This is a genomic window from Microbacterium sp. P5_E9, assembly GCF_054049175.1.
In genome coordinates this window covers 1-562 of record NZ_JBFUMV010000118.1, presented here as the reverse complement: position 1 = coordinate 562, position 562 = coordinate 1, and the positions used below count along the sequence as shown (strand labels likewise).

1 protein-coding gene is annotated in these 562 nt (G+C 62.6%); it reads right to left on the bottom strand.

Annotated elements, in window-relative coordinates:
- Nucleotides 1-180: DUF1643 domain-containing protein (locus ACXJ3V_RS20540; RefSeq protein WP_457102206.1), on the bottom strand; the 180-nt coding region annotated here is incomplete at its 3' end.
- Nucleotides 181-562 lie beyond the last annotated feature (382 nt).

Sequence of the window (562 nt, the reverse complement as noted above, 5' to 3'; positions counted from 1 at the left end):
GTCCTGGCTCGTGTCCCACGCGGTGGCCATGTCGATCGCACCCGCTGGATCTGGGCTGCGCAGCGGGATGGCGTTCACCACCACGATGCCGCCGAAGCCGTTGTGACTGGCGATGTGGCAGAGCAGCGTGACCGTCGGGTCGTCGACCGGTGGTCGGCGTCGCTCGGGTTGAACATGCAGACCAGCACGACCGGCCGATCATCCCATGTGCGGGTGAGCCGGAAGCGGTAGGCACCGCAGGGCGAGAGCCGGGCGGTGCGTTTCTTGCGATAGCCCTTCTGCGGCTCGTCCCTACTTGCAACGTTGACTGCAAAGGTCTACGGTAGGTTGAACGTTTGGAGGTACCGCCTATGCCACGCGCGCGCAAGAACTCCCAACTTTCAGAAGACCCGAAGTTGGCTGCAGAGGACCCCTCGACCCTGATTCCGCCGAGGGAGCATCGCAATAGAGACATAGACACCGTGATGGCGACCGGAGGATCTGCGTCGGAAGAACACGTCGGCGAGCAGACGAACTCGAAGGAAGGGATGAGGCATTCATCCCAAACGGGAAGAACCTGACG